This is a genomic window from Thermodesulfobacteriota bacterium (assembly GCA_039028315.1).
Taxonomy (GTDB): domain Bacteria; phylum Desulfobacterota_D; class UBA1144; order Nemesobacterales; family UBA2774; genus CR02bin9.
Genome location: JBCCIH010000003.1, coordinates 21,394 through 27,996, shown reverse-complemented (window position 1 = coordinate 27,996; position 6,603 = coordinate 21,394). Strand labels below are relative to the sequence as shown.

Annotated in this window: 7 protein-coding genes; 5 read left to right on the top strand and 2 right to left on the bottom strand. The window is 40.3% G+C overall.

What is annotated here, in order from left to right:
• A partial coding sequence (locus AAF462_00645) for a hypothetical protein (GenBank protein ID MEM7007624.1) occupies positions 1-195 on the bottom strand: 195 nt, incomplete at its 3' end.
• A gap of 29 nt (positions 196-224) precedes the next feature.
• Positions 225-638, bottom strand: a complete 414-nt coding sequence (locus AAF462_00640) for a secondary thiamine-phosphate synthase enzyme YjbQ (protein MEM7007623.1) — start codon at positions 636-638, stop codon at positions 225-227.
• A gap of 76 nt (positions 639-714) precedes the next feature.
• Here AAF462_00640 and AAF462_00635 point away from each other — a divergent pair, with 76 nt between their 5' ends.
• From AAF462_00635 to AAF462_00615, 5 genes are all read left to right on the top strand, one after another.
• The gene (locus AAF462_00635; protein ID MEM7007622.1) at positions 715-1,005 is read left to right on the top strand and encodes an MTH1187 family thiamine-binding protein; all 291 of its coding nucleotides are present in this window, start codon (positions 715-717) and stop codon (positions 1,003-1,005) included.
• A gap of 70 nt (positions 1,006-1,075) precedes the next feature.
• A complete protein-coding gene (dprA, locus tag AAF462_00630; GenBank protein MEM7007621.1) occupies positions 1,076-2,182 on the top strand; it encodes a DNA-processing protein DprA in 1,107 nt (368 codons plus the stop codon).
• Positions 2,183-2,316: 134 nt separating this feature from the next.
• The gene (locus AAF462_00625; protein ID MEM7007620.1) at positions 2,317-4,386 is read left to right on the top strand and encodes a hypothetical protein; all 2,070 of its coding nucleotides are present in this window, start codon (positions 2,317-2,319) and stop codon (positions 4,384-4,386) included.
• Positions 4,387-4,472: 86 nt separating this feature from the next.
• Positions 4,473-5,156 carry a response regulator transcription factor gene (locus AAF462_00620; GenBank protein MEM7007619.1) on the top strand — a complete coding sequence of 228 codons (684 nt, stop codon included), beginning with the start codon at positions 4,473-4,475 and terminating at the stop codon, positions 5,154-5,156.
• Positions 5,157-5,281: 125 nt separating this feature from the next.
• Complete coding sequence (locus tag AAF462_00615) at positions 5,282-6,586, top strand: UDP-glucose/GDP-mannose dehydrogenase family protein (protein MEM7007618.1); 1,305 nt, start codon at positions 5,282-5,284, stop codon at positions 6,584-6,586.
• Positions 6,587-6,603: the final 17 nt, after the last annotated feature.

Here is a 6,603-nt window from a genome sequence, read left to right as displayed (position 1 = left end):
CACAAAAGGAGTATCTTCAACTTTTATATAAAGTTTTCCAGATCCTTCATCAAGGTAGTATCTTCCCTCATCATCTCTTTGAAGAAGTTTGTTGTTGTAGAGATAAGTTAGGCGGTGCTGGATTTTTATTCCGTCCTGAAACCAGTTGCCCCTTTTATCAATAAAAAACCTGTAGTTTATATTTTCATCGCTCATATGAATTATTATAACGAATTTATAGACTCTTACTCGCCGATCACTTTCACTACTACTCTTTTTCTTCTGCCGCCGTCAAACTCAGCGTAGAAAACCCTCTGCCACGGTCCAAGATCAAGATCGCCCTGGGTTATAGGGACTATTACCTGATGATGCATGATCAAATTTTTAAGATGGGCATCTCCATTGTCCTCCCCAGTCATATGATGTTTGTAATCATCTCTAAATGGAGCAAGTCCTTCGAGCCACTCCCAGATATCCTCAATTAGACCACTCTCATGATCATTTACATATACTGCGGCAGTTATATGCATAGCCGAAACTAGGACAAACCCTTCCTGTACCTCGCTCTTAATCACAAGATCTCTTACGGTATCGGTAATATGAACCATCTCACGCTTATATTTTGTATCAAACCACAAATATTCTGTCAGGCTTTTCATGGGTGAAACCTCCTTATTGATGATATATTAGAGAGTAGCACAACTTTGTCTTAGTAACTTCAAGAAGGAGGCTAATATGATAATTGAGTTAAGCGTTATTCCGATCGGTGTTGGGCCCTCTCTTTCTGAATATGTAGCATGTGTTATGAAAGTGATTAAAGATAGCGGGCTCAAATATGAATCTCACTCTATGGCTACAAATATTGAATGCGAGTGGGAAGATATCACCCCGCTAGTTAAAAGATGTCATGATGAGCTTAAAAAGATGGGAGTTGAGCGTATTAGTTCAACTGTGAGGATTAGCGAGAGGGTAGATAAGCCCTACACTATGGAAGGAAAGTTAAAGAGTTTAGAAGAAAAAATGTAGCATCATCGTTAATAATTAATTATTTATATCTTGACTACGGCCTGCCTTTAAGGTTATTACTTTTGTTTGTATGAATCAAGAATGGAAGTACTTGATAGCACTCAGCAGGGTTAGAGGCATTGGCGAAGTCCTTATAAAAAATTTATTTAGCAGATTTGGCAGCGCTAAAGAAATTTTTGCAGCTTCAAAGAAAGATCTTCGGCAAGTACAGGGAATTTCAGAGAGACACATAGAGGCCATCAAAAGTTTTTCAGATTGGCCGGATGTGGAAGAAGAACTAAACAAGATTGATAAACACAAAGTAAGGCTACTTTCTCTCAAAGATTCAGAGTATCCAGAATCACTGTCACAGATTTATAATCCTCCTTCTTTTCTATATATAACTGGTGAAATTCTTCACAGTGATAAGAATTCAATTGCAATTGTTGGCACCAGGCTTCCAAATAAGTATGGCAGAAAGGTCACAGAAGCTCTGGCCGGTGAGCTTGCCTCAATGGGTATTACAGTTGTAAGCGGTCTTGCCAGGGGTGTGGATTCAATTGCGCAGGCAGAAGCTTTAAAAAGGGGCGGGCGGACAATAGGAGTATTGGGCTGCGGGCTAGATGTGGTCTATCCGCCTGAGAACGTAAAGCTCTACAAACAAGTCTCTGAAAATGGAGCTGTAGTTTCGGAATTTGGTTTGGGCACTCCTCCAATCTCTCATAACTTCCCTCAGCGAAATAGAATAATTAGCGGTATCTCTCTTGGAGTTATAGTGGTTCAGGCCTCTGAGAAAAGCGGCTCGCTCATTAGCGCTTCTTTTGCGCTTGATCAAAATAAGGAAGTTTTTGCAGTTCCGGGGAACATAGATAATAAACTTAGCCGCGGCTCTAACTGGCTTATAAAAAAAGGCGCAAAACTTGTAGAAACAGTGGATGATGTGCTCTTAGAATTTGAAGCATTTGCGAATTTAAAAAGCTCAGGTTTGTTCGAGGAAGAAAGAACTCAAAAAGTCCTTGATAAATTATCACAAAACCAAAAGGAAGTTTATTCAGTATTAAGCAGTGAACCACAACATATTGATGATATACATAAAAAAACAGGTATAGAGTCTGCAAACCTTCTTTCAATCTTGCTCACTCTGGAGCTAAACGACTATGTCCAGCAGCTCCCGGGGAAAATTTTCCAGATTAAGTAGAAGACCAAAATCTGCATTGAATTATGAGCTAACCACCTAAATAATATTATCTACAGATTGAATCTGCTAGCTTATTTTATTCGTATAGATTCTATATTATTATTGCTACTAATTTTGAAGTGGAGGATAGGAAAATGTTTAGATATAAAAATTTAAATGCACTTAATACTGTTGTAATTTTCTCATTACTATCTTTAGTTTTACTTATAAGTTCATGTGATTCAGACAACAACCAAGCACAAATTAGAGGATTTGTTCTAAGCGGCGAGCTGCCGATAGAATTTGTGAATGTTGTACTAAAGAGCACTGGCACTGATGGTTTTGTTAGGATACTAGGCACAGCTGAGACTGATGAGTTTGGCCTCTTTAGAATAAATTATAACCCTCCATCAGATTCTAATGCGGTCCTGTATCTAACTACAGGAGATATAGTTCCAATTGCTAACAATACAAATGGTGTTTTAACAACACGGCAAACCAGATTGGCAACAGTTCTTGGCCAGGAGCCAGTGAAACGGGATATAGTAATAAATGAAAGAACTACTGTTGCTACCGCATACGCAATGTCGCAGTTTTTTGTAGGTGACGAGATAGACGGCCCTTCGCCAGGGCTTCAAAATGCAGCTGATATTCTGAGAAGACTTGTAGATATAGAAACCGGCAACACTACTTTATTTCTAAACACATTTCCAAACGGATCAAGCACTACAACTCAGGGCGCTTTTAATTCACTATCCAATATGCTAGCGGCGTGCGTTCGTGATGACAATAGGTGCGATACTCTTTTTGACCTGGCTACTCCCCCAGGAGGTGAAGAGCCTTCTGACACGCTTATGGCTGCCTTAAATATTGCTCACTTCCCGTGGCAGAATGTACAAGCACTATTTGACTTTTCACTACTAGAGCAGGTGTACGGACCTACTCTTAATTCAACTCAGGATATTAATGCGTGGATAATTGCAATAAGATACGTAGGTAATGGCATGGAAATCAATGGGCCCGGAAACACTGCGTTTGATGCTGAAGGGAATGCATGGATCACTAATAACTTTGTGTTCAGAGAAAACCCATTGGATGTAGTCTGCGGCGACGATCATGTTCTCAGGCTAACTCCCACGGGCGAGGATGCGCCGGGTGCGCCTTATCAGGGCGGGGGGGTTTATGGAGCGGGTTACGGTATCACCCTTGACCCAGGGGGGAATGTTTGGATCGGCAATTTTGCTTTCCAGGGAGTTGGGTGCATGTTTAATCCGATTGAGCAAGATCTTCGAGCTAGATCAGTATCAAAATTCTCATCAGAAGGTGTTCCCATTTCACCTACTACAGTGGGGAATGACATAGGTGGTTTTATGGGAGCCGGTAATACGATCTTCTATCCTCAAGGTACTGTGTCAGACAAAAAAGGTAATATCTGGATTGCAAGCTGTAGCGCAGACCATGTAACAATATTTCCCGGTGGAGACCCCGACCAGGCATTTGTAATACAAGAGATGGACGATTCAGACGAAACAATAGTCGTCAAGCCTTTTGATATCGCAATTGATATAGACGGAAACGCATGGGTAACGGGGAACGGGACCTCAAACGTTGCGAAGTTTGATCCTGACGGAAATCTGATATTTAATGTGTCAGGGGATCAGGCGGCAGAAGCCGGTTTTAACAAGCCGATGGGTCTTGCTACAGACATGTTCGGAAACACATGGGTGGCGAACTCAGGCTTTGTAACTGCTCCTTGTGATGGGGGCTCCGTACCTGGCATGTTATTGTTTATTGCGCTCACGCTTGACCCGGACTTTACGAACCCAGACGCATCTGTAATTATGGTTAACTCAGACGGAACCGAGATCGGCTCTTTCAAGGGCGGAGGGCTGCTGATGCCTTGGGGTATTTCGGTCGACGGAGCCGGTAATGTGTGGGTATCTAACTTTGATGGGAATACTGTTTCATACTTTTGCGGGGAAGACACAAGCATGTGCCCACCGGGTTTAGAGACAGGAGACCCTATAGCGCCCCTGGGTTATTTCTTTAATGGTCTTAAAAGAAGTACGTCTGTCCAGATAGACCCGTCTGGAAATGTATGGGCTACTAACAACTTCGAGACAATTGCTATATCTGAAAACCCGGGAGGAGAAGAGATGGTCGTGTTTATTGGCTTAGCCAAACCAGTAATGGCACCGCTAATAGGACCTCCTCAGAGCCCATAATCTAAATTTATATATTAATACTAAAGTATGGCAAGCCGGAGCACCTATGGTATTATAAATTTTATAAATCATAGGACGTGATAGTTGTGCCGCAAACTAAAAGAGCCTCTAATAAGAAATCTCATAAGGTAAAAGTTATTGTTGCCTGCCCTTTTCCGATTTATGCAGAAAGTGTTTCAACCCTTTTAGAATCAGATAAAAGAATAAATGTTGTGGGTGCGGTATCTAATTTAATTAATCTAATTGAGGCTACTAAGAAAAAGAGCTTTGATATACTTCTAATAGATGCAGAGCTTAAAGGGCTTAACCTAAATAAAATTTTAGAGCTGGCAAGAAAAAATAAGAGCGCAAGAGTAATACTGCTCGTTGACGATGAGTATAGTGAAAACCTTCTAATCAGTGGCTTAAGATCTGGGATTAGGGGCTACATAAATAAAAAAGAAAATTCTAAGGAACTTATAAAAGCAATAATTGCGGTATATGATGGGGAACTTTGGGCGGATAGAAAAATCATGGGAAAAGTAGTAGACGGGAAATCTTATCCGACTAATGAGTTTAATCTTAAAGGCCAGATCTATGATTTAACAGAAACTGAAATAAAGATAATAAAGCTAGTTCTCAAAGGCATGACGAATAAAGAAATAGCAACAGGTTTATATATTAGTGAGAAGACGGTGAAGTTTCATTTATATAAAGTCTTTAAAAAATTGTCCCTAAAAAATAGGTCAGAACTTATGCTTTTTGGCTTTCAAAATGGTCTGATTAACTAGGACTCACCAATATATTAGACCCAGTACTTCAAACTTATGGCAGATTGTGCCGAATTAGGATTTCTTTATATCAAATTCATTTTTTCATGATATTCTAGTATCCTTTCAAAAATTAGAGGTAAATTATGAACATATGTGTAATTGGGACAGGATATGTAGGTTTGGTTACAGGGGCATGCCTTTCAGGAAGCGGAAACAATGTTATATGCGTTGATATTGACGAGGAAAAGGTGGCAAGTCTTAAAGAAGGTAAAGTCACTTTTTATGAGCCGGGCCTTGAAGATATAGTAAAAAAGAACATTAAAGAACAAAGGCTGCACTTCACAACTGATATAGCTTACGGCATAAAAAATTCTCAAATAGTCTTAATAGCTGTTGGTACACCTCCTAAAGATGACGGATCTGCGGATACGAGCGCAGTTGTAAGCGTGGCAAAATCTATAGGCAAGAGCATAGATGATTATAAAGTTGTTGTGACTAAAAGCACTGTTCCTGTAGGAACGACCGAAATGATACGAGATGAAATTAAAAAAATTACTGATGTTAATTTTGATGTCGCTTCAAACCCTGAGTTTTTAAAAGAAGGAGCTGCAGTTGAGGATTTTATGAAGCCAGACAGGGTCATAATTGGGGTGGAGAATGAAGCCACTGGTGAGATACTCAAGGAACTCTATGCACCGTTTATGAGATCAATGGACCGAGCAATAGTAGTCTCAATCAGGTCCTCTGAGCTCGCAAAGTATACAGCTAATGCCATGCTGGCAACCAGAATTTCTTTTATGAACGAAATCGCAAACCTTTGCGAAGTAGTAGGCGCCGACATATCTGAAGTAAGGGTTGCTATCGGTTCGGATGATAGAATTGGACGTCATTTTCTTTTTCCCGGAATAGGCTACGGCGGTTCATGTTTCCCCAAGGATGTTAAGGCACTTGTGAATACAGGAAAACAATACGAATCTGAGCTTAAGCTTTGCTCTGCCACAGACGAGGTTAATGCAAACCAAAGAGAGCATTTTTGGAATAAAGTCCACAATTACTTTAGCGGAGATTTAAAGAACAAGAAAATTGCAATTTGGGGCATTTCATTTAAGCCCAAAACTGATGACATAAGAGAGGCGCCCTCACTCTATATAATTGATAAACTGCTCAAGGCTGGCGCCCAAGTTTGTGTGCATGATCCTGTTGCAATGAATAATGCCAAGCTTGAACTTGGCGAAAAAGTAGAATATGCAGATACTAACTACGGCGCTTTAAAAGATGCAGAGGCACTAATAATCAATACTGAGTGGAATGAGTACCGTCAGCCGGATTTTCCCAAAATGAAAGAACTAATGAATGGAGACGTGATTTTTGATGGGCGCAATTTGTATAAACCCCAGGCGCTTTTAAAGTTAGGACTTAAATATTTTGGAGTAGGTATTGGCAATTAGCCAATCATCATTACCTT

Coding starts and splice junctions, on each gene's coding strand:
- AAF462_00625 (MEM7007620.1), top strand. CDS start 2,317: ATGTTTAGATATAAAAATTTAAATGCACTTAATACTGTTGTAATTTTC.
- AAF462_00640 (MEM7007623.1), bottom strand. CDS start 638: ATGAAAAGCCTGACAGAATATTTGTGGTTTGATACAAAATATAAGCGT.
- AAF462_00635 (MEM7007622.1), top strand. CDS start 715: ATGATAATTGAGTTAAGCGTTATTCCGATCGGTGTTGGGCCCTCTCTT.
- AAF462_00615 (MEM7007618.1), top strand. CDS start 5,282: ATGAACATATGTGTAATTGGGACAGGATATGTAGGTTTGGTTACAGGG.
- dprA (MEM7007621.1), top strand. CDS start 1,076: ATGAATCAAGAATGGAAGTACTTGATAGCACTCAGCAGGGTTAGAGGC.